The following is a 24481-nucleotide window of genomic DNA, read 5'->3' as shown; positions in this document are numbered from 1 at the left end:
GGGAGGTTCGGCGTGTTCGTTGAACGTGCGCCACTTGTCGACTTAGTGTCCTGTTCGGAAGAGTCCAGCGAACAGACACACTGGTAACCCTAAACTTCAACGTTAGGGTTCGGGTCGGCGATACGGACCGTCCCAATCGGCATTCGTCGTCACCTTGCGGCAACCGCGAAGTGACGACCCGTAACTCGAGGCGAGAGGCCTTCGACGTGGCAGCACCGCAGAACTACCTCGCAGTCATCAAGGTCATCGGTGTCGGCGGCGGTGGTGTCAATGCCATCAACCGAATGATCGAGGTCGGTCTCAAGGGCGTCGAGTTCATCGCGATCAACACTGACGCACAAGCACTGTTGATGAGCGACGCCGACGTCAAGCTCGACGTCGGCCGTGAACTCACCCGCGGCCTCGGGGCCGGAGCCAACCCGGCAGTCGGCCGCAAGGCGGCAGAGGACCACCGCGAGGAGATCGAGGAGGTCCTCAAGGGGGCCGACATGGTCTTCGTCACCGCCGGCGAAGGCGGCGGCACCGGCACCGGCGGCGCCCCCGTCGTCGCCAACATCGCGCGCTCGCTGGGCGCCCTGACGATCGGCGTGGTCACCCGCCCGTTCACCTTCGAGGGCCGGCGCCGCGCGAACCAGGCGGAGGACGGCATCGCCGAGCTCCGCGAAGAGGTCGACACCCTCATCGTCATCCCCAACGACCGGCTGCTGTCCATCTCGGACCGCCAGGTCAGCGTGCTCGACGCGTTCAAGTCGGCCGACCAGGTGCTGCTGTCCGGCGTCCAGGGCATCACCGACCTCATCACCACCCCGGGCCTGATCAACCTGGACTTCGCCGACGTCAAGTCGGTCATGTCCGAGGCCGGTTCGGCGCTCATGGGCATCGGCTCGGCCCGCGGCGACGACCGCGCGGTGGCCGCCGCCGAGATGGCGATCTCCTCGCCGCTCCTGGAGGCGTCCATCGACGGCGCGCGCGGTGTGCTGCTCTCGATCTCCGGCGGCTCGGACCTCGGTCTCTTCGAGATCAACGAGGCGGCCCAACTGGTCAGCGAGGCCGCCCACCCCGAGGCCAACATCATCTTCGGCGCGGTCATCGACGACGCCCTCGGCGACGAGGTGCGCGTCACGGTCATCGCGGCCGGCTTCGACGGCGGACAGCCGCCGGCCCGCCGGGACACCGTGCTCGGCGGCAACGCCAACAAGCGCGACGAGCCCATCTCCTCGCGCCCGACCGAGACGTCCCGCCCGCTCGGCGGACTCGGCGCCGTCGGCACCCGCGAGGAGCCCCCGGCCCCGGTGCCGGTCGAGCCCGCCCCGGTCAAGGAGGCCCCGGCCCCCTCGTCCATCCCGACGGCCCGTCCCTACCCGGACAGCCAGGCCGAAGAGCTGGACGTCCCGGACTTCCTCAAGTGACCGAAGTGACGTTTCGAAGCGATCTCTTGAAGTGATACGAGAGCAGGGCACTGTGAGCGGCGCGCACTTCGCTTTCACCGACCGGTGGGGCGGGGTGAGCGCCGTTCCGTACGAGCAGCTCAACCTCGGTGGTGCGGTCGGCGACGACCCCGAATCCGTACGCACCAACCGCGAGCTCGCCGCCAAGTCGCTCGGGCTCGACCCGGCGCGGGTGGTCTGGATGAACCAGGTGCACGGACGCGAGGTCGCCGTGGTCGACGGACCCTGGGGTCCAAACGGCGCGGCCGCCGTGGACGCGGTGGTGACGGCGCGTCGGGGGACCGCCCTCGCCGTGCTCACCGCGGACTGCACCCCGGTCCTGCTGGCCGACCCGGTGGCCGGGGTCGCGGCCGCCGCCCACGCGGGGCGGCCCGGAATGGTCGCGGGCGTGGTGCCCGCCGCGGTCTCCGCGATGGTCTCGCTCGGCGCCGACCCGGCCAGGATCCTGGCCCGTACCGGCCCCGCCGTCTGCGGGCGCTGCTACGAAGTGCCCGAGCGGATGCGGGCCGAGGTCGCCGAAGTCGAGCCCGCCGCCTGGTCCCGGACCAGTTGGGGCACGCCCGCGGTGGACGTCACCGCCGGGGTGCTCGCACAGCTCACCGCGCTCGGCGTCACGGACCTGGCGGCCTCGCCGGTCTGCACGCTCGAATCGAGTGACCACTTCTCGTACCGCCGCGACCGCACCACTGGGCGGCTCGCCGGATATGTCTGGCTGGACTGACGACTCATGACGGATCGCAAGAGCGAACTCGCCGCAAACCTGGCACAGGTGGAGGAACGTATCGCCTCCGCCTGTGCGTCGGCCGGGCGTAAGCGGGCGGAAGTGACCCTGATCGTGGTCACCAAGACCTACCCGGCGAGCGATGTGCGGATGCTGCACGAACTGGGCGTACGCCACGTCGCGGAGAACCGGGACCAGGACGCGGCCCCCAAGGCGGCGGCCTGTGCGGACCTTGATCTGAGCTGGCACTTCGTGGGCCAATTGCAGACGAACAAGGTTCGTTCTGTTGCCAGTTATGCCGATATGGTGCAGTCGATCGACCGACCGAAGCTGGTCGCCTCGCTCTCCGCCGCGGCGGTCGGAGCGGGGCGGGAGCTGGGCTGTCTCATCCAGGTCGCGCTTGACGCGGAGTCCGGCGCCCGGGGCGAGCGCGGAGGCGTCGCGCCGGACGGAATCGGCGAGTTGGCCGCACGGGTCGCCGAGGCGCCCGGACTCCGGCTCGACGGTCTGATGACCGTGGCGCCGCTCGCGGGCGAGTACGCGGGCCGCCAACGGGCCGCCTTCGAGCGGCTGATGGAATTCTCATCCCGCCTGCGCGCGGACCATCCGGCTGCGAACATGGTGTCAGCAGGGATGAGTGCGGACCTCGAAGAGGCCGTGGCGGCCGGAGCGACACATGTACGCGTCGGAACGGCGGTACTCGGAGTCCGACCCCGGCTCGGGTAACGTCGCGAAGCAAGTCGGACCACAGCAGAAAATATGGTCATTCCCACTTTTGGTGGGCAGGCCGCGTGGATCGTGGGCACTTGGTGACGCTGCTAGTTGGCGACAGGAGCGATCCACCACAGAGCGGAGGAATCTGAGCATGGCCGGCGCGATGCGCAAGATGGCGGTCTACCTCGGCCTCGTGGAGGACGATGGGTACGACGGCCGGGGGTTCGACCCCGACGACGATTTCGAACCCGAGCCCGAACCGGAGCGCGACCGTCGGCGGCATCAGCCTCCGCATCAGTCCTCGCTCCAGGACGAACGGGACGAACCGGTACGAGTAACTCAGCCTCCGGCTCCGAGAGAACCGGTTCAGCTACCGGTAGAAAGCGGACGTCCGGCACGAATCGCCCCCGTGGCGTCCATCACACCTGAACGTCCGAACCTGGAGAAGAACGCACCGGTGATCATGCCCAAGGTCGTGTCAGAGCGGGAGCCGTACCGCATCACCACGCTGCACCCGCGGACCTACAACGAGGCCCGTACCATCGGGGAACACTTCCGCGAGGGCACTCCGGTGATCATGAATCTCACGGAGATGGACGACACGGACGCGAAGCGACTTGTCGACTTTGCCGCCGGACTCGTCTTCGGGCTGCACGGCAGCATTGAGCGGGTGACGCAGAAGGTGTTCCTGCTGTCTCCTGCTAACGTCGATGTCACGGCGGAGGACAAGGCCCGCATCGCAGAGGGCGGTTTCTTCAACCAGAGCTGAGACACGACACCGGGAACAATCCGGCCGATACCAGGCCGGGGGCTTTGAAGCAAGGGGAGAGGGAAGCGCGAAATGGGCGTCGCACAACAGGTGGTCTACATCGCGCTGATGTGCTTCCTCATCGTGCTGATCTTCCGGCTCGTCATGGACTACGTCTTCCAGTTCGCCCGTTCATGGGAACCCGGTAAGGCGATGGTGGTCATTCTTGAGGCCACCTACACTGTCACCGATCCACCGCTCAAGCTTCTGCGGCGGTTCATTCCGCCGCTGCGTCTCGGGGGCGTGGCACTCGACCTGTCCTTCTTCGTTCTGATGATCATCGTTTCCGTCCTGATCAGCATCGTGGTCAGGTTGTGAACGATACGGTCCTGCCGACTGCCGACGACTACGTAGAGGTGAAGAAGAGATGCCGCTGACCCCCGAGGACGTGCGGAACAAGCAGTTCACGACCGTCCGCCTCCGAGAAGGCTATGACGAGGACGAGGTCGATGCCTTCCTCGACGAGGTCGAGTCCGAGCTGACGCGACTGCTCCGCGAGAACGAGGATCTGCGCGCCAAGCTGGCCGCCGCCACCCGCGCCGCCGCGCAGAACCAGCAGCAGGGAATGCGCAAGCCGGAGCCGCAGGACGGCCGAGGCCCGGGTGCTCCCGTGCCCGCCGCCATATCTGGCCCCCCGCAGGTCCAGCAGCAGCCGCAGATGGGCCCGCCCCAGCTGCCCAGCGGTGCGCCGCAGCTGCCCGCAGGACCCGGCGGTCACGGCCCGCAGGGCCAGCACGGTCCGGGCCAGATGGGCCAGGGCCCCATGGGCCAGGGCTCCATGGGTCAGGGTCCGATGGGCCAGAACCAGCTCGGTCAGGGCCCCATGGGCCAGAACCAGCTCGGTCAGGGCCCGATGGGCCAGCCGATGGGCGGCCCCATGGGCCACGGTCCGCAGATGGGACAGCCGGCCCAGGCGCCCGGTGGCGACAGCGCCGCTCGTGTGCTCTCGCTCGCCCAGCAGACCGCCGACCAGGCGATCGCGGAGGCCCGTTCCGAGGCCAACAAGATCGTCGGCGAGGCCCGTTCGCGCGCCGAGGGTCTTGAGCGCGACGCCCGTGCCAAGGCGGACGCCCTGGAGCGGGACGCGCAGGAGAAGCACCGCGTCGCGATGGGCTCGCTGGAGTCCGCCCGCGCCACGCTGGAGCGCAAGGTCGAGGACCTGCGCGGCTTCGAGCGCGAGTACCGTACGCGGCTGAAGTCCTACCTGGAGTCCCAGCTGCGCCAGCTGGAGACCCAGGCGGACGACTCGCTCGCGCCGCCGCGCACCCCGGCGACCGCCTCGCTGCCGCCGGCTCCGCAGATGAGCGGGTCCATGGCGTCGGCCGGTGCCGGTGCGATGGGGCACCCGATGGGTGGCAACCCGTCGATGGGCGGCCAGCCGTCCATGCCGAGCGCGCCGTCCTACGGTGGCCAGCAGCAGATGTCGCCGGCGATGACCCAGCCGATGGCGCCGGTGCGGCCGCAGGGGCCGTCGCCGATGCAGCAGGCTCCGTCGCCGATGCGCGGCTTCCTGATCGACGAGGACGACAACTGACGGGCTCTGCGCGCGTGACACGCGCGTAGCCGTCGGCAGGCTGCAAGGGCCGGGCCCCTGGTTTTCCAGGGGCCCGGCCCTTTTGCCGTGCGTGGCCGCAGACGGGCGCCTCCGGCGAGGATCCCCCCACCCCGCCCCTTCCCAAGTTCTCCGGGGATGGGACGGGGCGGGGGAGAGTGCTTTCTCCGGGGCTGCGCCCCGGGCCCCGCGGGGGCTGCGCCCCTCGGCCCCGGGGCGGCTTCGGCTTTCCGCCCGGGGCAAAAAATCAGCCCCTCGTGGGGGTCCCTCCCTGGCCCTCAAGGCCTTGGGGGAGATCGAGGAGCGGGGGGCTGGGGCGGAGCCCCAGGGGCCACCGGCCCGCCCTTTCCCCCACCCCACCCCCGGACGGGGTGGGGTGGGGGAAAGCGGCCGGGGCCAGCGTTTACGCCTTGCGGAGGCGGAACGTCAGGGACAGGGGCTCGTCCGTGAAGGGGGTGCCGTAGGCGGCGTCCGCCTCGCCGGACGCGTAGTCCGTGGCCAGGACCTCGTCCGCGATCAGGTCCGCGTGGGCCGTCAGCGCCGAGGAGACCTCCGGATCCGTCGACTGCCAGCGCACCGCGATCCGGTCCGCCACGTCCAGGCCGCTGTTCTTGCGCGCCTCCTGGATCAGCCGGATCGCGTCACGGGCCAGGCCCGCCAGACGCAGCTCGGGGGTGATCTCCAGGTCGAGGGCGACCGTGGCGCCGGAGTCCGAGGCCACCGACCAGCCCTCGCGCGGCGTCTCGGTGATGATGACCTCGTCGGGGGCCAGCGTCACCGTCTCGCCGTCGACCTCCACCGAGGCCTCGCCCGTGTCGCGCAGGGACGCCGACAGCGCCGCCGCGTCGGCGGCCGCCACCGCCTTCGCCACATCCTGCACGCCCTTGCCGAAACGCTTGCCCAGCGCGCGGAAGTTGGCCTTGGCCGTCGTGTCGACCAGCGAGCCGCCGACCTCGGAGAGGGAGGCCAGCGAGCTGACGTTCAGCTCCTCCGTGATCTGCGCGTGCAGTTCGGGCGAGAGCGACTCGAAGCCCGCCACCGCCACCAGCGCGCGGGACAGCGGCTGCCTCGTCTTCACGCCGGACTCCGCGCGCGTCGCGCGGCCCAGCTCCACCAGGCGACGTACCAGCGTCATCTGGGAGGAGAGCGTCGGGTGGATCGCCGTCTGGTCCGCCTTCGGCCAGGACGACAGGTGGACCGACTCCGGGGCGTCCGGGGTCACCGGCACGATCATGTCCTGCCAGACGCGCTCGGCGATGAACGGCGTCAGCGGGGCCATCAGCCGGGTGACCGTCTCCACCACGTCGTGCAGGGTGCGCAGCGCCGCCTTGTCGCCCTGCCAGAAGCGGCGGCGCGAGCGGCGTACGTACCAGTTGGAGAGGTCGTCGACGAAGGAGGAGAGCAGCTTGCCCGCCTTCTGGGTGTCGTACGACTCCAGGGCCGAAGTGACCTGGTCCACCAGGGAGTTGAGCTCGCTCAGCAGCCAGCGGTCCAGGACCGTGCGGTCGGCCGGGGCCGGGTCCGCCGCGCTCGGCGCCCAGTTGGATGTCCGCGCGTACAGGGCCTGGAAGGCGACCGTGTTCCAGTAGGTGAGGAGGGTCTTGCGCACGACCTCCTGGATGGTGCCGTGACCCACCCGGCGGGCCGCCCACGGGGAGCCGCCGGCCGCCATGAACCAGCGCACCGCGTCCGCGCCGTGCTGGTCCATGAGCGCGATCGGCTCCAGGGTGTTGCCCAGGTGCTTGGACATCTTGCGGCCGTCCTCGGCCAGGATGTGGCCGAGGCAGACGACGTTCTCGTAACTGGACTTGTCGAAGACCAGGGTGCCCACGGCCATCAGCGTGTAGAACCAGCCTCGCGTCTGGTCGATGGCCTCGCTGATGAACTGCGCGGGGTAGCGGGACTCGAAGAGTTCCTTGTTCTGGTGCGGGTAGCCCCACTGCGCGAACGGCATCGAACCCGAGTCGTACCAGGCGTCGATGACCTCGGGCACGCGGACCGCTTCGAGGGAACAGCCCTGGGCGGTGCAGGTGAACGTCACGTCGTCGATGTACGGGCGGTGCGGGTCCAGGGCGGACTGGTCCGTGCCGGACAGCTCGCTCAGCTCGGCGCGCGAGCCCACGCACGTGAGGTGGTCCTCCTCGCAGCGCCAGATGGGCAGCGGGGTGCCCCAGTAGCGGTTGCGGGACAGCGCCCAGTCGATGTTGTTGTTCAGCCAGTCGCCGAAGCGGCCCTGCTTGACCGACTCGGGGAACCAGTTGGTCTTCTCGTTCTCCCGCAGCATCGCGTCCTTGACGGCGGTGGTGCGGATGTACCAGGACGGCTGCGCGTAGTAGAGCAGCGCGGTGTGGCAGCGCCAGCAGTGCGGGTAGCTGTGCTCGTACGGGACGTGGCGGAACAGCAGCCCGCGCTCGCGCAGGTCCTCGGTGAGCTTCTCGTCGGCCTTCTTGAAGAAGATGCCGCCGACGAGCGGGACGTCCTCCTCGAAGGTGCCGTCGGGGCGGACCGGGTTGACGACCGGCAGTCCGTACGCCTTGCAGACCAGGAGGTCGTCGGCGCCGAAGGCGGGCGACTGGTGGACCAGACCCGTACCGTCCTCGGTCGTCACGTACTCCGCGTTCACCACGTAGTGGGCGGGCGCGGGGAACTCCACGAGCTCGAACGGGCGCTGGTAGGTCCAGCGCTCCATCTCGGCGCCGGTGAAGCTCTGGCCGGTGGCCTCCCAGCCCTCGCCGAGCGCCTTCTCCAGAAGCGGCTGGGCGACGACCAGCTTCTCCTCGCCGTTGGTGGCGACGACGTAGGTGACCTCCGGGTGGGCGGCGACCGCCGTGTTGGACACCAGGGTCCACGGGGTCGTCGTCCACACCAGGAGGGCCGCCTCGCCCGCGAGGGGGCCGCCGGTGAGCGGGAAGCGGACGAAGACCGACGGGTCGACGACCGTCTCGTAGCCCTGCGCCAGCTCGTGGTCGGACAGGCCGGTGCCGCAGCGCGGGCACCAGGGGGCGACGCGGTGGTCCTGGGTGAGCAGGCCCTTGTTGAAAATCTCCTTCAGGGACCACCACACGGACTCGACGTACTGCGGGTCCATGGTGCGGTAGGCGTCGTCCAGGTCGACCCAGTAGCCCATGCGGGTGGTGAGCGCGGCGAAGGCGTCGGTGTGGCGGGTCACGGACTCGCGGCACTTGGCGTTGAACTCGGCGATGCCGTACGCCTCGATGTCCTTCTTGCCGTTGAAGCCGAGCTCCTTCTCGACCGCCAGCTCGACGGGCAGGCCGTGGCAGTCCCAGCCGGCCTTGCGGGCCACGTGGTAGCCCTGCATCGTGCGGAAGCGGGGGAAGACGTCCTTGAAGACGCGGGCCTCGATGTGGTGGGCGCCCGGCATGCCGTTGGCGGTGGGCGGGCCCTCGTAGAAGACCCACTCGGGGCGGCCCTCGGACTGTTCGAGGCTCTTGGCGAAGACCTTGGACTGCTCCCAGAATTCGAGCACGGCGTGCTCAAGAGCGGGCAGGTCTACCTGGGCGGGCACCTGGCGGTACTGCGACATCCGTTCATCCTCCGGCGGATCGTCGTGCGGTTCCGTCGGAGGGACGAGAGGCCGCCCTCGTGGGGCGCTCCCGCGGTACCACCCTCCTTGGCGGTGTGGGAACACACCGCCCCCTCATTGGGGTCGCGAAGCCGGGTCTACTCGGTCCCGCCGCATGCGGGGTCTTTCTTCCGGCGGCTCGGGGGTGATCTTCGCCGCGCGCTCGCCTCCGGGCTCACACCGTCCCCGGATCGCTCTTGGCTGCGTACGCCGCTACTCGTCCCGTCCACGCCTCTCGCTGGGGCCAGTGTACGGGGCCCGGCGGAGGGCGGCAGACCGGTTTTCGGCGGGCCGGGCCGGGGGTGCGCCCATGACCCGAATGGCCATACGGGTCATGGCGGAGTCCGGCTCCGCCCGTCCGGCGGATTCACCGGGGCGGGAGCTGGGCACAACGGATGCAGGTTCGTCTTGCCGCCGCTCCGGGGCGGGGCGAACCGGCGGCGTGCCCCGTTGCCGCGGGCCTGGGGTCGACTTATCGTCCCAGCACGATTCGCGAGCAAGATCACAATATGTGAAGGGGCCGCGGCCATGGTGGCGAAGAAGACCGCCGTAGAGACCACAACGGCGTCCAAGAGAGCCAGTGCCACAAGTGCTGCCGCAGGTGCCTCCACGGGCTCGGCGGCCGAGGAGACCCACGGGAAGAAGTCCGCCGTCGCCAAGAAGGCGGCGGCCGAGAAGACCACCCCGGCGAAGAAGGCGACGGCCAAGAAGGCGACCGCGAAGAAGGCGGCGGCCGAGGACGCGGCGGGGGGCGGGGAAGCGGGTGCGAAGGAGGCGGCGCCCGCCAAGAAGGCCGCCAGGAAGAGCGCGGCCGGGAAGACGGCGGCCGGAAAGGCAACCGGGACGGCGCGAGCCGCGTCCGACAAGGCGACCGACAAGACGGCGCCGGTGAAGTCGGCCGGGGCGGGCGCCAAGAGGGCCGCGACCGCGGCCCAGGGGGCGGCTGCGGCCGCGCAACAGACGGGAGCCAAAAAGGTGGTTGCGAAGAAGACTGCGGGAGGGGTGGCGGCGGCCGGGAAGACCGCCGCGGCGTCGGCGGTGCCGGCGGCCCGTGCGGTCGCCACGGCTCCCGGGGAGCTTCCGGTCCGGCCGGGCGAGGATCCGTGGACCCCGGCCGAGGTCGCCGAGGCCCGCAACGAGCTGTCCAGCGAGGTCCTGCGGCTGCGCAGCGAGATCGAGGCCTCCGAGGCGGCGCTGACCGGCCTCATGCGCGACTCCGGGGACGGCGCGGGGGACGACGACGCCGACACCGGCACCAAGAACATCACCCGCGAGCACGAGATGGCGCTGGCCGCCAACGCCCGCGAGACCCTGGAGCAGACCGAGCACGCCCTGGAGCGGCTCGACGCCGGGACGTACGGCTACTGCGAGATCTGCGGGAAGCCGATCGGCAAGGCCCGGATGCAGGCGTTCCCGCGGGCCACCCTGTGCGTCGAGGACAAGCAGAAGCAGGAACGCCGGGGCTGACTCCGTACGGGTGTGCCGTACCCTCGTGCTCAGTCAGGCACCTAGTCGTTGAGGGACTCACGTGGCAGAGGCGGAGCGCATCATCGGTACGCCGGATGTGGAAGGGGCCGACGACTCGGCGGCCCCTGACGAGCGGCCCAAGGGCAAGCGGAAGATCCCCGTGCTGTTCTCGGTGGCGGTCTTCGCCTACCTGCTCGACCTCGGCAGCAAGATGCTCGTGGTGGCCAGGCTGGAGCACCACGAGCCGATCAGGATCATCGGTGATCTGCTGCAACTGAACGCGATCAGGAACGCGGGCGCCGCCTTCGGGATCGGCGAGGCGTTCACGGTGATCTTCACGATCATCGCGGCCACGGTCATCGTGGTGATCGCGCGCCTGGCGCGCAAGCTCTACAGCCTGCCCTGGGCGATCGCGCTCGGCCTGCTGCTCGGCGGCGCCCTCGGCAACCTCACCGACCGGATCTTCCGTTCGCCCGGCGTCTTCGAGGGCGCGGTGGTCGACTTCATCGCGCCTGCCCACTTCGCGGTCTTCAACCTGGCCGACTCCGCGATCGTCTGCGGCGGCTTCCTGATCGTGATCCTGTCCTTCCGCGGCCTCGACCCGGACGGCACCGTCCACAAGGACTGAGGCACCGGCCGCGGGGCCGGGCCCGCTGCGAGGTCCGGCCGCCGGTCACCGCGGCGGGGGATGTCGGTGGGGCAAGGCATACTCGACGGGTGAGTACGATTCCCGAGATCCGCACCCTGCCCGTTCCCGACGGCCTCGAAGGCGAGCGCGTCGACGCCGCCATCTCCCGCATGTTCGGGTTTTCCCGTACCAAGGCGGCCGAGCTTGCCGCGGCGGGGAAGGTGCAGGTCGACGGCGCCCTGGTCGGCAAGTCCGAGCGGGTGCACGGCGGCGCCTGGCTGGAGGTCGAGATGCCGCAGGCGCCCGCGCCGGTGCAGATCGTCGCCGAGCCCGTCGAGGGCATGGAGATCGTCCACGACGACGACGACATCGTGGTCATCGTGAAGCCGGTGGGCGTCGCCGCCCACCCGAGCCCCGGCTGGACCGGCACCACGGTCATCGGCGGCCTCGCCGCGGCCGGTTACCGGATCTCCACCTCCGGCGCCGCCGAGCGCCAGGGCATCGTGCACCGCCTGGACGTCGGCACCTCCGGCCTGATGGTGGTGGCGAAGTCGGAGCGGGCGTACACCCTGCTCAAGCAGCAGTTCCGCGAGCGGGTCGTGGACAAGCGCTACCACGCCCTGGTGCAGGGCCACCCGGACCCGATGAGCGGCACCATCGACGCCCCGATCGGCCGCCACCCCAATCACGACTACAAGTGGGCCGTGACCGCCGAGGGCAAGCCGTCGGTCACGCACTACGACCTGATCGAGGCCTTCCGCGCCGCCTCGCTGCTCGACATCAAGCTGGAGACGGGGCGCACGCACCAGATCCGCGTCCACATGTCGGCCCACCGCCACCCCTGCGTCGGCGACCTGACCTACGGCGCGGACCCGACCATCGCCAAGCGCCTCAAGCTGACCCGCCAGTGGCTGCACGCGGTGAGGCTGGGCTTCGAGCACCCCTCCGACGGCCAGTGGGTCGAGTTCGAGAGCGCCTACCCGGCCGATCTGCAGTACGCCCTCGACACGATCCGGGCCGAGAGCGAGTGACCGGCTTCCGGGTCCGCCTCGCCGCGGACGAGGCCGACCGGGAGGCCTGCTTCGCCGTGCGCCGGCAGGTGTTCGTGGTCGAACAGCGGGTGCCCGAGGAGCTGGAGTACGACGCGTACGACGCCATCGCCCTGCACGTCCTGGCCGTGGGCGCCGAAGGCCCCCTCGGCACCGGGCGGCTGCTGCACGGCCCCGAGGCGCTGGCCAAGACCGGTGACGCGGGCGTCGGCTCGCTCGGCCGCCTCGCGGTCACCGAGGCGGCCCGGGGCCTCGGCGTCGGCGCGGCGCTGGTGCGCGCCATCGAGGACACGGCCCGCGAGCACGGCCTGACCGCCGTTGACCTGCACGCGCAGACGCAGGCGCTGGGCTTCTACGAGCGGCTCGGGTACGAGGCGTACGGACCGGAGTTCTCGGACGCGGGGATGGCGCACCGGGCGATGCGCCGGGTTCTCTGACCCTGTCCGCCTCATGCGGTTATCGCCCCCGATGGGCGGTTCGGGCGGAGTGCGTGGCACGCTGGAGGCCTTGATCGTCAAGGCCGTTCCGGCCCGCACCGCCCCGGAGGGCATCCGTGGATCAGCTGGCCCTGCTGCTCGTGCTTCTCCTGGGCGCGGTGGTGATGGTCCCGTTGGGCAACCGGCTCGGTCTGCCCGCGCCGGTGCTCATGACGCTCGCCGGGATGGTCATGGCACTGCTGCCGTTCGTGCCGAACGTGTCCATCCAGCCGGAGTTCATCCTGCCGCTGGTGCTGCCCCCGCTGCTCTACGCCTCCGTACAGCGCACCTCCTGGCGGCAGTTCACGGCCAACGTCCGGCCGATCTTCCTGCTCGCGGTGGCGCTCGTCTTCGTGACCACGGCCGCCGTCGCCGCGGTGGCCAACTCCATCGTGCCGGGGCTGCCGATCGCCGCCGCCGTCGCGCTGGGCGCGCTCGTCGCACCGCCCGACCCGGTCGCGGCGACCGCCGTCGCGGGCGCGCTCGGGCTGCCGCGCCGGCTGGTGTCGATCCTGGAGGGCGAGGGCCTGTTCAACGACGTCACCGCGATCGTGCTCTACCACGTGGCGATCGCGGCGGCCGTGAGCGGCAGCTTCTCGTGGGCGTCGGCCGCCGGTGAACTGGTGCTCTCGGCCGTGGTCGCCGTCGTGGTCGGCCTCGCGCTCGGCTGGGCCGCCAACAAGCTGATGGGACTGCTCGGGGACGCGACCCTGCAGATCGGCCTCACGCTCCTGGTCCCGTTCGTCGGCTACGTACTGGCCGAGGAGTTCGGCGGCTCCGGGGTGCTCGCCGTGCTCACCGTGGCGCTGTTCCTCGCCGAGCACACGATGGACGCCGACGACGTGCAGGGGCGGCTGGCCGGGGCCACGTTCTGGGAGATCGTCGACACCCTGGTCACCGGGGTCGCCTTCGGCCTCATCGGACTCGAACTGCACAACGTGTTCGGCACCGCGACGGGCCGCGAACTGCACATGTTCGGCTGGGCCGGAGCCGTGGTGGGCGTCGTCGTCGGCGTACGGCTGCTGTGGCTGCTGCCCGCCACCTGGCTGGCCAAGCGGCTGCACACCAAGCGCGACTACGACGAGGAGATCCCGGTGTCCTGGCGGGAGACCGTCGTGATGTGGTGGGCCGGGATGCGCGGGGTGGCCTCGGTGGCCCTCGCGCTGGCCATCCCGCTGAAGACGGACGACGGCTCGCCCTTCCCCGGCCGCGACGAGATCGTCTTCATCGCCTTCGCGGTGATCATGACCACCCTGGTCTTCCAGGGGCTCACCCTGCCCTGGCTGGTCAGGAAGCTGGGCGTACGGGCCGACACGGACGCCGAGCGCGGCCTGGAGCGGGACCTGGCGATCCGCGCCGCGAAGGCGGCGAAGCGGCGCCTGAAGGAGATCGAGGAGGTCGAGGAGCTGCCCGAGGACGTCATGGAGCAGCTGATGCGACGGGCGTACGACGTGGGCGCGCGGATCAGCCCCGACATGGTCGACGAGGAACGCCGCGAGTCGTACGCGAAGCGGGTGGAGCGGATCAGGGCGGTGCAGCGCATCCAGCGCGAGATGATGTCGGCGGCCCGGCACGAGGTGCTCTCCGCCCGCAGCGAGCCGGGCGCCGACCCGGAGATCGTGGACCGCGTGCTGCGGCAGCTGGACGTACGAAGCCTGCGCTGACCGCGGTCCGAACGCCTGCCCACGACGGGGAGGGCGTCACTCGGGTCGAGGAGGCGGGGCCGACGGACCCGTGCTGATGCGCGGCAGGGCGTACGGATGGTGCTCGTACAGCCACGCCACCATCTGCTCCCGCACCGCGCAGCGGACCGTCCAGATGTCGTTCGCGTCCTTGGCGGTGACGGCCGCCCGCACCTGGATCGTGGACGGCGTGGTGTCCGTCACCGCCAGCGAGAAGTCCCGCCCGTCCCAGGCGGGGCACTCCTTGAGGATCAGGGCGAGCCGCTCCCTCATCAGCGGCAGCGGCGCCGAGTGGTCCAGATGGAAGAAGACCGTGCCGGTCATCTGGACGCCGCCGCGCGACCAGTTCTGGAACGGCTTGCTGGTGAAGTACGACACCGGCATGGTGAGGCGCCGCTCGTCCCAGGTGCGTACCGAGAGGAAGGTGAGCGTGATCTCCTCCACGACGCCCCACTCCCCGTCGACCACCACCGTGTCGCCGATCCGCACCATGTCGCCGAACGCGATCTGGAATCCGGCGAAGAGGTTGCCGAGGGTGGACTGCGCGGCGACACCGGCGACGATGCCCAGGATGCCGGCCGAGGCGAGCAGCGAGGCACCGGCCGCGCGCATCGGCGGGAACGTGAGGAGCATCGCGGCGGCCGCCACCACGCCGACGATCGCGGTGACCACCCGGTGGATGAGCGTGACCTGCGTGCGCACCCGGCGCAGCCGTGCCGGGTCGCGGCCGGCGACCGCGTAGCGGGCGTACGAGGACTCCACGACCGCGGCCGCGATCCGCACCGCCAGCCAGGCGCTCGCGCCGATCAGGACGAGCGTCAGGACCTGGCCGAGGGCCGCCCCGTGGTCCCGCACCGGACGCCAGGCAATCTGCCGGTAGGAGCCTCTGAGCAGGGCGGTGAGCAGGACGACCCGCAGCGGTGCGCGGCAGCGGCGCAGCAGGCCCCACAGCGGGGTCTCGCGGTGCCGGGAGCCGGCTCGCCGGACCAGGCGGTCGACCAGCCACCCCAGCAGCAGCGTGAGCACGACCGAGCCGCCGATGACGATCAACGGACGCAGCACGTTCTCCATGCTTCCGACCGTAACTGGCACGATGGTCCTATGAACATCATGCTTTTCCATTCGGCCTACGGCCTGCGTCCCGCCGTGCACGAGTCGGCCGAACGGCTGCGCGCCGCGGGTCACGAGGTGCACGTCCCCGACCTGTACCGGGGCCGCACCACCGAGACCGTGGAGGAGGGCATGGAGATCAAGGACGAGATCGGCAAGGACGAGCTCCTCAAGCGCGCCATCCTCGCCGCCGCCCCCTACTCGGAGCGCGGCCTCGTCTACGCCGGATTCTCGCTCGGCGCGTCCATCGCGCAGACCCTGGCGCTCGGCGACGAGAAGGCGCGCGGTCTGCTGCTGCTCCACGGCACCTCGGACATGGCCGAGGACACGGCCGTGGACGAACTGCCCGTACAGCTCCATGTCGCCGACCCCGACCCGTTCGAGCCGGGCGACTGGCTCAACTCCTGGTACCTGCAGATGCAGCGGGCCGGCGCCGACGTGGAGATCTACCGCTACCCGGGGGCCGGCCACGTCTACACCGACCCCGAGCTCCCGGACTACGACGAGGCGGCCGCCGAGCTGACCTGGCGCACCGCGCTGGGATTCCTGGAGACCCTGGAGCCCGCCGCGGACTAGGGGGTGTCCGGTGGGTCATGGCCGGGGTCACGGCGGCTGGCACGGCACCTCGCCGCGTTGCCGAAACGTCCCCATAGCTCCGCTATGAAGACGCTCCGGCGCCTTGCGATGCACCGCACCAGCCGCCGCGCCCTGTCCGACCCTGACCCACCGGACACCCCCTAGAGACGCCGAACGGGCAGCGCGGACCCGGGAGTCCGTACTGCCCGTTCGCCGGCGGCAGCCGCCGCGATCAGCCCTTGAGGGCCTTGTCGATCGCCGCGGCGTACGAGGCCGGGTCCATCGGGGCGTTGTCCGAGGCGCCGTCGGTGATCTTCTTGCCGTCCATCTTGAGCGTCGGGGTGCCCGTGACGCCGCTCTTGTTGAACTTGTCCGACATGGTCAGCGCCCACTTGTCGTAGGTGCCGTCCTTCACGTCCTTGTCGAACGCCGCGTTGCCCTTGAGCGCCGGAACGGTGTCCGCGATCGTGATGAGGTAGTTGCGGTCCTTGAACTTGTCCTGGGTCTCGTCCGGGTGGTACTTGGCCGAGTACAGCGCCGACTTGTAGTCCAGGAACGCCTGGGGGCTGACGTTCAGCGCCGCGCCGAGGGCGCTCAGCGCGGTCTTGGAGCCCACACCCGGGCTGCCGTTGTCGATGAACGTGGCACCGATGAACTGCATCTTGTACTTGCCCGCGTCGACGTCCTTCCTGATCGAGGGGCCGACGGTCTGCTCGAACTGCGAGCAGATCGGGCAGCGCGGGTCCTCGTACATTTCGAGGGTCTTCTTCGCGTCGGCCTTGCCGATGACGACGGTCGTGCCGTCGGTGCCCGTGGTGTTGGCGGGCTTCACCAGCGTCTTGTCCTTGGCGGCCTCCCACGCGGTGGGCTTCATGTTCTGCATCACCAGGTAGCTGGCGCCACCCGCGATGGCGAGCACGCCGACGATGGAGGCGGCCACGATGATCTGCCGACGCGCCTTGTCCTTCTTGGCCTGGCGCTCGCGCTCCGCCCGCAGCCGATCGCGGGCGGCAGCCTTGTTGGCCTGGCTGTTGCGGGAACTCATGATTTTTTTCTCCGGATGGCAGGTGGGGAAAGTGACGGGGGACTGCTGTGCTCAGGCGAGGCCGAGCGACGGGCAGGGAGGTCCCCTCCGCGCCACGGAGTGCACCAGGAGGCGGGTGTGCGAGAGGTCCGGGCTCCGGTGCGCCGGGCATCCGCGCGGGCGCAGGCCGTCGGCGGCGCCGCCCACCACGGCCGCCGCGATCAGCAGCGGCCGGAAGGCGAAGGCGGCCACCGCGCGCAGCAGCCGGGCCAGCGCCGCCTCGCCGCGGCGCAGCCACAGGGCGGCGAGCAGTCCGACGGCCAGGTGGGCGGCGAGCAGCAGCCAGGGAACGGCCGGGCCGGGGTGGGTCAGCAGGGTGGCCGCGTTCGCCGGGGTGCGCATGCCCCCCAGCGTGCCGCCGCCGCACAGCACGTCGACGCCGACCGCGCGCAGGGCGCCGGCCACGGGCCCGCCGGCCGGTCCGTAACAGACGTGCTGGCCGGTGGTGAACACCGTGTCGGCGGTCAGCTCCAGCGGAACCAGCGCCCCGGCGATGGCCCAGAAGCCGCGCTCGCGCCCGGCGAGCGCGTACGCGATGACGAACACCGCGCCGGCCGCCGAGGCCACCAGCGTGAGCGGCAGCGGAACCCGTGAGAGCAGCACATGGGACGCGGCGGAGAGCGTCACGACGAGCGCCGTGAAAAGCGCCGCGCGTGCCGCTCTGAGCTGCGTCCCTGATATGTCCATCGCGGAGGAGTGTGTCATGTCCCGCCGTATGCCGTGCCCAAGAATTCGGCTAAGAGTTCGGCCCGGAGTCCGGCTGCGGCTTCGGTGACCCTAAAGACCCGGAATCCGGCCGTTGCGGAACAGGTCCACGAAGATCTGGTGGTCGGCCCGGACCCGCGTCCCGTACGAGTGCGCGAAGTCCACCAGGAGGTCGGCGAAACCCTCCTCGTCGGCCGCGATCGCCGCGTCGATGGCCCGCTCGGTGGAGAACGGCACCAGCTCCGAGTGGCCGCTCTCGTCGTCGGCCGCCGCGTGCATGGCGGCGGTGGCCCGGCCCAGGTCGGCGACGACCGAGGCGATCTCGTCGGGGTCGTCGATGTCCGACCAGTCCAGGTCCACCGCGTACGGCGAGACCTCGGCGACCAGCTGGCCCGCGCCGTCCAGCTCGGTCCAGCCCAGCCACGGGTCGGCGGCGGCCTGCAGCGCCCGCTGCGAGATCACCGTGCGGTGCCCCTCGTGCTGGAAGTAGCCGCGCACCGCCGGGTCCGTGATGTGCCGGGACACCGCCGGGGTCTGCGCCTGCTTGATGTAGATCACCACATCGTTCTCCAGGGCGTCGCTGTGCCCCTCCAGAAGGATGTTGTACGAGGGCAGCCCGGCCGAGCCGATCCCGATGCCGCGCCGCCCCACGACGTCCTTCACCCGGTAGGAGTCCGGGCGCACCAGGCTCTCGTCGGGCAGCGTCTCCAGATAGCCGTCGAAGGCCGCGAGGACCTTGTAGCGGGTGGCCGCGTCCAGCTCGATCGAGCCGTCGCCCTCGGTGAACCGGCGCTCGTACTCCCGGATCTCGGTCATCGAGTCGAGCAGCGCGAACCGGGTCCGGGCGCGGGCGTCGCGCAGCGCGCCCAGCAGCGGGCCCTCGGCGGTGTCCAGGGTGAAGGGCGGCACCTCGTCCTCCTTGGCGCCGGTGGCCAGCGCGTGGATGCGCTCGCGGTAGGCGGCGGCACAGGTGCGCACCAGCGCGGTGATCTGCTCGTCGCTGAACGCCTTGGTGCAGCCGATCAGCGCGAGCGAGGCGGCGAGCCGCTTCAGGTCCCAGGTGAAGGGGCCCACGTACGCCTCGTCGAAGTCGTTGACGTTGAAGATCAGCCGGCCGTTGGCGTCCATGTACGTGCCGAAGTTCTCGGCGTGCAGATCGCCGTGGATCCAGACCCGGCCGGTGCGCTCGTCCAGGTAGGGACCGCCGGTCCGCTCCTTCTCCAGGTCGGCGTAGAACAGGCAGGCCGTGCCCCGGTAGAAGGCGAACGCCGAGGCCGCCATCCTGCGGAACTTGACCCGGAAGGCGGCCGGGTCGGCGGCCAGGAGCTCGCCGAACGCGGTCTCGAAAACGGCGAGGATCTGCTCGCCGCGCTGCTCGGCGCTGGGCTGCGGGACCGACATCGCTGGTGCCTCCTGGTGCGTACTGCGTGCGTCACGGTCGGGACGGTGTCCGTGCCCCTTCCAACGCGTGACCGTACCCCGGAGTGCCCCGCGGCTGTCAGTGGGGCGACGTAGACTCCGAGGCTGTCCCCCTCGCTCTGCGAACCCCCTGCCGCTGGAGGCCACAACCGTGTCCAAGCCGCCGTTCACGCACCTTCACGTACACACCCAGTACTCGCTGCTTGACGGTGCCGCGCGGCTCAAGGACATGTTCAACGCCTGCAACGAGATGGGCATGACGCACATCGCCATGTCCGACCACGGCAACCTCCACGGCGCCTACGACTTCTTCCATACGGCGAAGAAGGCGGGCGTCACGCCGATCATCGGCATCGAGGCGTACGTCGCCCCCGAGTCGCGGCGCAACAAGCGCAAGATCCAGTGGGGCCAGCCGCACCAGAAGCGCGACGACGTGTCCGGTTCGGGTGGCTACACCCACAAGACGATCTGGGCGGCCAACGCGAAGGGCCTGCACAACCTGTTCCGGCTCTCCTCGGACGCGTACGCCGAGGGCTGGCTGCAGAAGTGGCCCCGGATGGACAAGGAGACGATCTCCCAGTGGTCGGAGGGGCTCATCGCCTCCACCGGCTGTCCCTCCGGCGAGCTCCAGACCCGGCTGCGCCTGGGCCAGTTCGACGAGGCGCTCAAGGCGGCCTCCGAGTACCAGGACATCTTCGGCAAGGACCGGTACTTCCTGGAGCTGATGGACCACGGCATCGAGATCGAGCGCCGGGTCCGCGACGGGCTCCTGGAGATCGGCAAGAAGCTCGGCATCCCGCCCCTGGTCACCAACGACTCGCACTACACCTACGCCCACGAGGCGACCGCGCACGACGCGCTGCTGTGCATCCAGACCGGCAAGAACCTCTCCGACCCGGACCGCTTCCGCTTCGACGGCACCGGCTACTACCTGAAGTCCACGGACGAGATGTACGCCATCGACTCCTCGGACGCCTGGCAGGAGGGCTGCGCCAACACGCTTCTGGTGGCCCAGCAGATCGACACCACCGGGATGTTCGTCGAGAAGAACCTGATGCCGAAGTTCGACATCCCCGACGGATACACCGAGGTCACCTGGTTCCGCGAGGAGACCATGCGCGGGATGAAGCGGCGCTATCCCAACGGAATCCCCGACGACCGCCTCAAGCAGGTCGAGTACGAGATGGGGATCATCCTGGAGATGGGCTTCCCCGGGTACTTCCTCGTGGTCGCCGACTTCATCATGTGGGCCAAGAACAACGGCATCGCGGTCGGTCCGGGCCGTGGTTCCGCGGCCGGTTCGATCGTCGCGTACGCCATGGGCATCACCGACCTCGACCCGATCGAGCACGGCCTGATCTTCGAGCGGTTCCTCAACCCCGAGCGCGTCTCCATGCCCGATGTCGACATCGACTTCGACGAGCGCAGGCGCGTCGAGGTGATCCGGTACGTGACCGAGAAGTACGGCGCCGACAAGGTCGCCATGATCGGCACCTACGGAAAGATCAAGGCGAAGAACGCCATCAAGGACTCGGCCCGCGTCCTCGGCTACCCGTACGCCATGGGCGACCGCCTCACCAAGGCGATGCCCGCCGACGTCCTCGGCAAGGGCATCGACCTCTCCGGCATCACCGACCCGAGCCACCCGCGCTACAGCGAGGCGGGCGAGATCCGGGCGATGTACGAGAACGAGCCGGACGTGAAGAAGGTCATCGACACCGCCAAGGGCGTGGAGGGCCTGGTCCGGCAGATGGGCGTGCACGCGGCCGGCGTGATCATGTCCAGCGAGCCGATCGTCGACCACGCCCCGATCTGGGTCCGGCACACCGACGGCGTGACCATCACGCAGTGGGACTACCCGCAGTGCGAGTCGCTCGGCCTGCTGAAGATGGACTTCCTGGGTCTGCGCAACCTGACCATCATGGACGACGCCGTCAAGATGGTGAAGGCCAACAAGGGCATCGAGCTCGACCTGCTGTCCATCCCGCTCGACGACCCCAAGACGTACGAACTGCTCTGCCGCGGTGACACGCTCGGCGTCTTCCAGTTCGACGGCGGACCGATGCGGTCGCTGCTCCGCCTGATGAAGCCCGACAACTTCGAGGACATTTCCGCCGTCTCGGCCCTGTACCGGCCGGGCCCGATGGGCATGAACTCGCACACCAACTACGCCCTGCGCAAGAACAAGCAGCAGGAGATCACTCCGATCCACCCGGAGCTGGAGGAGCCCCTCAGGGAGGTCCTCGACATCACCTACGGCCTGATCGTGTACCAGGAGCAGGTGCAGAAGGCCGCCCAGATCATCGCGGGCTACTCGCTCGGCGAGGCCGACATCCTGCGCCGCGTGATGGGCAAGAAGAAGCCCGAGGAACTGGCGAAGAACTTCGTCCTGTTCCAGGAGGGCGCGCGCAAGAAGGGGTACAGCGACGAGGCGATCCAGGCGCTCTGGGACGTCCTGGTGCCGTTCGCGGGCTACGCCTTCAACAAGGCGCACTCCTCCGCGTACGGCCTGGTCACGTACTGGACGGCGTACCTCAAGGCGAACTACCCCGCCGAATACATGTCCGGACTGCTGACCTCGGTCAAGGACGACAAGGACAAGTCGGCGACGTACCTGAACGAATGCCGCCGCATGGGCATCAAGGTGCTGCCGCCGAACGTGAACGAGTCCGAGTCGAACTTCGCGGCGCAGGGCGACGACGTGATCCTGTTCGGCCTCACCGCGGTCCGCAACGTCGGCACCAACGTGGTCGAGTCGATCATCAAGTCCCGCAAGGCGAAGGGGAAGTACAGCTCCTTCCCCGACTTCCTGGACAAGGTCGAGGCGGTCGTCTGCAACAAGCGGACCGTGGAATCCCTCATCAAGGCCGGCGCCTTCGACGAGATGGGCCACACCCGCAAGGGCCTCACCGCCCACTTCGAGCCCATGATCGACAACGTGGTGCAGGTCAAGCGCAAGGAGGCCGAGGGGCAGTTCGACCTCTTCGGCGGCATGGGCGAGGAGGACACCAGCGAGCCGGGCTTCGGCCTCGACGTCGAGTTCGGCGACGTGGAGTGGGAGAAGTCGTACCTGCTCGCCCAGGAGCGGGAGATGCTCGGCCTGTACGTCTCCGACCACCCGCTCTTCGGCCTGGAGCACGTCCTTTCCGACAAGGCGGACGCGGGCATCGGGCAGCTGACCGGCGGCGACTACTCGGACGGCTCGATCGTCACCATCGGCGGCATCATCTCGGGCCTCCAGCGCAAGATGACCAAGCAGGGCAACGCCTGGGCGATCGCCACCGTCGAGGACCTGGCGGGCTCCATCGAGTGCATGTTCTTCCCGGCGACCTACCAGCTGGTGTCGACCCAACTGGTCGAGGACGCCGTGGTGTTCGTCAAGGGGCGCCTCGACAAGCGCGAGGACATCCCGCGCCTGGTCGCGATGGAGCTGATGGTCCCCGACCTGTCCTCGGCGGGCACCAACGCGCCGGTGGTCCTGACCATCCCCACCGTGAAGGTCACCCCGCCGATGGTCAGCAGGCTCGGCGAGATCCTGAAGCACCACAAGGGCAACACCGAGGTACGGATCAAGCTCCAGGGACCGCGCTCGACCACGGTCCTGCGCCTGGACCGGCACCGGGTCCAGCCGGATCCGGCCCTTTTCGGTGACCTGAAGGTGCTGCTCGGCCCGTCCTGCCTGGCCGGCTGAGTTCTCCGTACGTTCTGGCATGAGTAAGGGGCGCACCCCATGGGGGTGCGCCCCTTACTCATGCCAGAACGGCTAGTTGTGACCGAATCGACGCTGGTGCTTACGGGCAACATCCGCCGGGCTGCCCTGAGCCTGCGTCTGCGGCATGGCCTGGGACTCGTAGGCGGTGGACTTCGCCTGCTCCTGGCCGCGTTCGGCGGAGCTGGACTTGTCCTGCTGGGCCGACTTGCGGTTCTTGTTCTTGGCCATGGGGATGCCTCCTGTGGGGGAACTCGGGGCCAGGGCCGCTGCCAGACTCACACATCTCCACAAAGAGCGCATTTCGGACCATTACCGTGTGTGATGGCGCCGTCTCTTCCCAATCCGCCACGCCGATGATCGAGTTCCGGACGTCAACCCTTGCGCGGTCGGGCAGACTCGAAGGAAACCCCGAAGTTCATTCGGTGATCTCCCGCACCCCCGCTCCTGATTCTTTTTTCTTTGGCTTTTCGGTTCCCGAAAGAGGGTGGAACGCATGGACCGCTGCGTCGTCCTGGTGGATGCCGGTTACCTGCTCGGCGCCGCCGCGAGTCTGCTCGCCGGAGAACCGGCCCGTTCGCGCATCACCGTCGACCATGCCGCCCTGATCCAGGGGCTCCGAGAGCGCGCGGAGGCCGACACCCAGCAGCCGCTGCTGCGCATCTACTGGTTCGACGGCGCCCCCGACCGGGTGCCGCAGCCGGAGCACCGGCGGCTGCGCGTGATGCCCAGGGTGACGGTCCGCCTCGGTGCGCTGACCCGCAGCGACGGCCGCTGGGCGCAGAAGGGCGTGGACGCCGCCATGCACGCCGAGCTGACCGAACTGGCCCGCAACCGCGCCTGCTCCGACGTGGTCCTGGTGACCGGCGACGGCGATCTGCTGCCGGGTCTGATGTCCGCGAAGGAACACGGCGTCGCCGTGCACCTGTGGGCCGTGCAGGCCGCCGACGGCGACTACAACCAGTCCGAGGACCTGGTCGCCGAGGCCGACGAGCGCCGGGTGCTCGACCGCTCCTGGATCACCCAGGCGGTACGGGCCAAGGACCTCAGCGGCATCTGCTCCCCGGCCCCCGCGCCCCGCCCGGAGATCGCCGCGATCCTCTCCGCGCCGCTGCCCGAGTCGGCGCTCGCCGCATCGGCCGAGCGGGCCGCCGAGGCCCAGGCGGCGGCCACCCGCAACGGCACCGCGCAGTCCGTGGCCCCCGGCGAGAACGGTGCCGCGGTGCCCGCCCCGGGCGGCGTCAAGGGCGTACCGACACCGAAGGACCTCGCGGGTCTGCGCGCACCCGGCAGCACCCCCGCGCCGCCCCAGCCCGCATCGGCGACGCTGCGCTGGTCCTCCGACAAGGGCTGGGTGGAGCGCCCCGGCTCGGCGCTCGGCGAGTCCCCCGAGACGGCCTCCCTGCCGACGCTGGCCCAGCTCACCAGCGCCGAGCAGCGCTGGGCCGACCGCGAGGAGGACATCACCACGGTCGGCGGCGACCCCTACGAAGTGGGCCAGGTCTTCGCGCGGCGCTGGATGGAACGTCTCCCGGAGCCCTCGCACGTCCAGAAGCTGTCCACGATGTACCCGCGCATCCCGCACCGCATCGACGGCGAACTCCTGCGCTACGCGGCCCGGTTCGGCCTCCTCGCGCACAAGGACGACCAGATCGACGAGCACGACCGGTACGCGATCCGGGCGGGCTTCTGGCGCGAGATCGACGTACGCGCGGCGGCCGAGCGGCAGCCGGTCGGGGAGTAGCCGGAC

At 70.0% G+C, this 24481-nt stretch carries 20 protein-coding genes; 14 read left to right on the top strand and 6 right to left on the bottom strand.

The window, feature by feature from the left end; genetic code table 11:
* Positions 1–206: 206 nt before the first annotated feature.
* The 6 genes from ftsZ to ACIQ8J_RS01460 all read left to right on the top strand — a co-directional run bounded on the left by ftsZ (position 207) and on the right by ACIQ8J_RS01460 (position 5225).
* The gene (ftsZ, locus tag ACIQ8J_RS01485; RefSeq protein ID WP_403263672.1) at positions 207–1409 is read left to right on the top strand and encodes a cell division protein FtsZ; all 1203 of its coding nucleotides are present in this window, start codon (positions 207–209) and stop codon (positions 1407–1409) included.
* Between the two features lie 52 nt (positions 1410–1461).
* Positions 1462–2169, top strand: a complete 708-nt coding sequence (gene pgeF / locus ACIQ8J_RS01480; protein ID WP_403263671.1) for a peptidoglycan editing factor PgeF — start codon at positions 1462–1464, stop codon at positions 2167–2169.
* A gap of 6 nt (positions 2170–2175) precedes the next feature.
* A complete protein-coding gene (locus ACIQ8J_RS01475) occupies positions 2176–2895 on the top strand; it encodes a YggS family pyridoxal phosphate-dependent enzyme (protein WP_403263669.1) in 720 nt (239 codons plus the stop codon).
* 139 nt (positions 2896–3034) lie between these two features.
* Positions 3035–3652, top strand: coding sequence for a cell division protein SepF (locus ACIQ8J_RS01470; protein WP_403263667.1), 618 nt, complete (start codon positions 3035–3037; stop codon positions 3650–3652).
* A 72-nt stretch (positions 3653–3724) separates the two neighbouring features.
* Entirely contained in the window at positions 3725–4009 is a 285-nt protein-coding gene (locus ACIQ8J_RS01465; protein ID WP_399049781.1) for a YggT family protein, read from the top strand.
* Between the two features lie 49 nt (positions 4010–4058).
* Positions 4059–5225: a DivIVA domain-containing protein gene (locus tag ACIQ8J_RS01460; RefSeq protein ID WP_403263666.1), complete on the top strand. Its 1167-nt coding sequence runs from the start codon at positions 4059–4061 to the stop codon at positions 5223–5225.
* 421 nt (positions 5226–5646) lie between these two features.
* On the opposite strand, the gene ileS is transcribed toward ACIQ8J_RS01460, so the two are convergent.
* Entirely contained in the window at positions 5647–8787 is a 3141-nt protein-coding gene (gene ileS, locus ACIQ8J_RS01455; RefSeq protein WP_403263665.1) for an isoleucine--tRNA ligase, read from the bottom strand.
* 567 nt (positions 8788–9354) lie between these two features.
* Here ileS and ACIQ8J_RS01450 point away from each other — a divergent pair.
* From ACIQ8J_RS01450 to ACIQ8J_RS01430, 5 genes are all read left to right on the top strand, one after another.
* Positions 9355–10293 (top strand): TraR/DksA family transcriptional regulator, encoded by a 939-nt coding sequence (locus ACIQ8J_RS01450; protein ID WP_403263663.1) that lies wholly within the window; start codon positions 9355–9357, stop codon positions 10291–10293.
* A gap of 61 nt (positions 10294–10354) precedes the next feature.
* The gene (gene lspA / locus ACIQ8J_RS01445) at positions 10355–10921 is read left to right on the top strand and encodes a signal peptidase II (protein ID WP_403263661.1); all 567 of its coding nucleotides are present in this window, start codon (positions 10355–10357) and stop codon (positions 10919–10921) included.
* A gap of 89 nt (positions 10922–11010) precedes the next feature.
* Positions 11011–11952, top strand: coding sequence for an RluA family pseudouridine synthase (locus ACIQ8J_RS01440; RefSeq protein ID WP_403263659.1), 942 nt, complete (start codon positions 11011–11013; stop codon positions 11950–11952).
* Positions 11949–12407, top strand: coding sequence for a GNAT family N-acetyltransferase (locus ACIQ8J_RS01435; RefSeq protein ID WP_403263657.1), 459 nt, complete (start codon positions 11949–11951; stop codon positions 12405–12407). The genes ACIQ8J_RS01440 and ACIQ8J_RS01435 overlap by 4 nt, the downstream gene beginning before the upstream one ends.
* 116 nt (positions 12408–12523) lie before the next feature.
* A complete protein-coding gene (locus ACIQ8J_RS01430; protein ID WP_403263655.1) occupies positions 12524–14110 on the top strand; it encodes a Na+/H+ antiporter in 1587 nt (528 codons plus the stop codon).
* 36 nt (positions 14111–14146) lie between these two features.
* Here ACIQ8J_RS01430 and ACIQ8J_RS01425 read toward each other — a convergent pair whose 3' ends face one another.
* Positions 14147–15199: a mechanosensitive ion channel family protein gene (locus ACIQ8J_RS01425; protein WP_403263654.1), complete on the bottom strand. Its 1053-nt coding sequence runs from the start codon at positions 15197–15199 to the stop codon at positions 14147–14149.
* A 30-nt stretch (positions 15200–15229) separates the two neighbouring features.
* Here ACIQ8J_RS01425 and ACIQ8J_RS01420 point away from each other — a divergent pair, with 30 nt between their 5' ends.
* Positions 15230–15814 (top strand): dienelactone hydrolase family protein, encoded by a 585-nt coding sequence (locus tag ACIQ8J_RS01420; RefSeq protein ID WP_403263652.1) that lies wholly within the window; start codon positions 15230–15232, stop codon positions 15812–15814.
* Between the two features lie 232 nt (positions 15815–16046).
* On the opposite strand, the gene ACIQ8J_RS01415 is transcribed toward ACIQ8J_RS01420, so the two are convergent.
* The 3 genes from ACIQ8J_RS01415 to ACIQ8J_RS01405 form a co-directional block, all read right to left on the bottom strand.
* Positions 16047–16859: a thioredoxin domain-containing protein gene (locus ACIQ8J_RS01415; RefSeq protein ID WP_403263650.1), complete on the bottom strand. Its 813-nt coding sequence runs from the start codon at positions 16857–16859 to the stop codon at positions 16047–16049.
* 51 nt (positions 16860–16910) lie between these two features.
* On the bottom strand, positions 16911–17585 hold the full coding sequence (locus ACIQ8J_RS01410) for a hypothetical protein (protein ID WP_403265152.1): 675 nt from the start codon (positions 17583–17585) through the stop codon (positions 16911–16913).
* A 90-nt stretch (positions 17586–17675) separates the two neighbouring features.
* On the bottom strand, positions 17676–19004 hold the full coding sequence (locus ACIQ8J_RS01405) for a DUF2252 domain-containing protein (protein ID WP_403263648.1): 1329 nt from the start codon (positions 19002–19004) through the stop codon (positions 17676–17678).
* A 169-nt stretch (positions 19005–19173) separates the two neighbouring features.
* Between ACIQ8J_RS01405 and dnaE the strand changes: the two genes are divergently transcribed.
* Complete coding sequence (gene dnaE / locus ACIQ8J_RS01400; protein ID WP_403263646.1) at positions 19174–22713, top strand: DNA polymerase III subunit alpha; 3540 nt, start codon at positions 19174–19176, stop codon at positions 22711–22713.
* 72 nt (positions 22714–22785) lie between these two features.
* Here dnaE and ACIQ8J_RS01395 read toward each other — a convergent pair whose 3' ends face one another.
* Complete coding sequence (locus ACIQ8J_RS01395) at positions 22786–22962, bottom strand: hypothetical protein (RefSeq protein WP_403263644.1); 177 nt, start codon at positions 22960–22962, stop codon at positions 22786–22788.
* Between the two features lie 265 nt (positions 22963–23227).
* Here ACIQ8J_RS01395 and ACIQ8J_RS01390 point away from each other — a divergent pair, with 265 nt between their 5' ends.
* Positions 23228–24475, top strand: a complete 1248-nt coding sequence (locus ACIQ8J_RS01390; RefSeq protein ID WP_403263642.1) for an NYN domain-containing protein — start codon at positions 23228–23230, stop codon at positions 24473–24475.
* Positions 24476–24481 lie beyond the last annotated feature (6 nt).

It is taken from the genome of Streptomyces sp. NPDC094147, assembly GCF_044764265.1.
Taxonomy (GTDB): Bacteria; Actinomycetota; Actinomycetes; order Streptomycetales; family Streptomycetaceae; genus Streptomyces.
The sequence above is the reverse complement of the archived record's forward strand: the minus strand, read 5'-3'. Positions and strand labels throughout refer to the sequence as shown.

What these genes read in the sequence shown, in the direction of transcription:
- ACIQ8J_RS01475 (WP_403263669.1), top strand. Translation starts at nt 2,176, where the DNA reads ATGACGGATCGCAAGAGCGAACTCGCCGCAAACCTGGCACAGGTGGAG.
- ACIQ8J_RS01470 (WP_403263667.1), top strand. Translation starts at nt 3,035, where the DNA reads ATGGCCGGCGCGATGCGCAAGATGGCGGTCTACCTCGGCCTCGTGGAG.
- ACIQ8J_RS01465 (WP_399049781.1), top strand. Translation starts at nt 3,725, where the DNA reads ATGGGCGTCGCACAACAGGTGGTCTACATCGCGCTGATGTGCTTCCTC.
- ACIQ8J_RS01460 (WP_403263666.1), top strand. Translation starts at nt 4,059, where the DNA reads ATGCCGCTGACCCCCGAGGACGTGCGGAACAAGCAGTTCACGACCGTC.
- ileS (WP_403263665.1), bottom strand. Translation starts at nt 8,787, where the DNA reads ATGTCGCAGTACCGCCAGGTGCCCGCCCAGGTAGACCTGCCCGCTCTT.
- ACIQ8J_RS01450 (WP_403263663.1), top strand. Translation starts at nt 9,355, where the DNA reads ATGGTGGCGAAGAAGACCGCCGTAGAGACCACAACGGCGTCCAAGAGA.
- ACIQ8J_RS01425 (WP_403263654.1), bottom strand. Translation starts at nt 15,199, where the DNA reads ATGGAGAACGTGCTGCGTCCGTTGATCGTCATCGGCGGCTCGGTCGTG.
- ACIQ8J_RS01420 (WP_403263652.1), top strand. Translation starts at nt 15,230, where the DNA reads ATGAACATCATGCTTTTCCATTCGGCCTACGGCCTGCGTCCCGCCGTG.
- ACIQ8J_RS01415 (WP_403263650.1), bottom strand. Translation starts at nt 16,859, where the DNA reads ATGAGTTCCCGCAACAGCCAGGCCAACAAGGCTGCCGCCCGCGATCGG.
- ACIQ8J_RS01410 (WP_403265152.1), bottom strand. Translation starts at nt 17,585, where the DNA reads ATGGACATATCAGGGACGCAGCTCAGAGCGGCACGCGCGGCGCTTTTC.
- ACIQ8J_RS01405 (WP_403263648.1), bottom strand. Translation starts at nt 19,004, where the DNA reads ATGTCGGTCCCGCAGCCCAGCGCCGAGCAGCGCGGCGAGCAGATCCTC.
- ACIQ8J_RS01395 (WP_403263644.1), bottom strand. Translation starts at nt 22,962, where the DNA reads ATGGCCAAGAACAAGAACCGCAAGTCGGCCCAGCAGGACAAGTCCAGC.
- ACIQ8J_RS01390 (WP_403263642.1), top strand. Translation starts at nt 23,228, where the DNA reads ATGGACCGCTGCGTCGTCCTGGTGGATGCCGGTTACCTGCTCGGCGCC.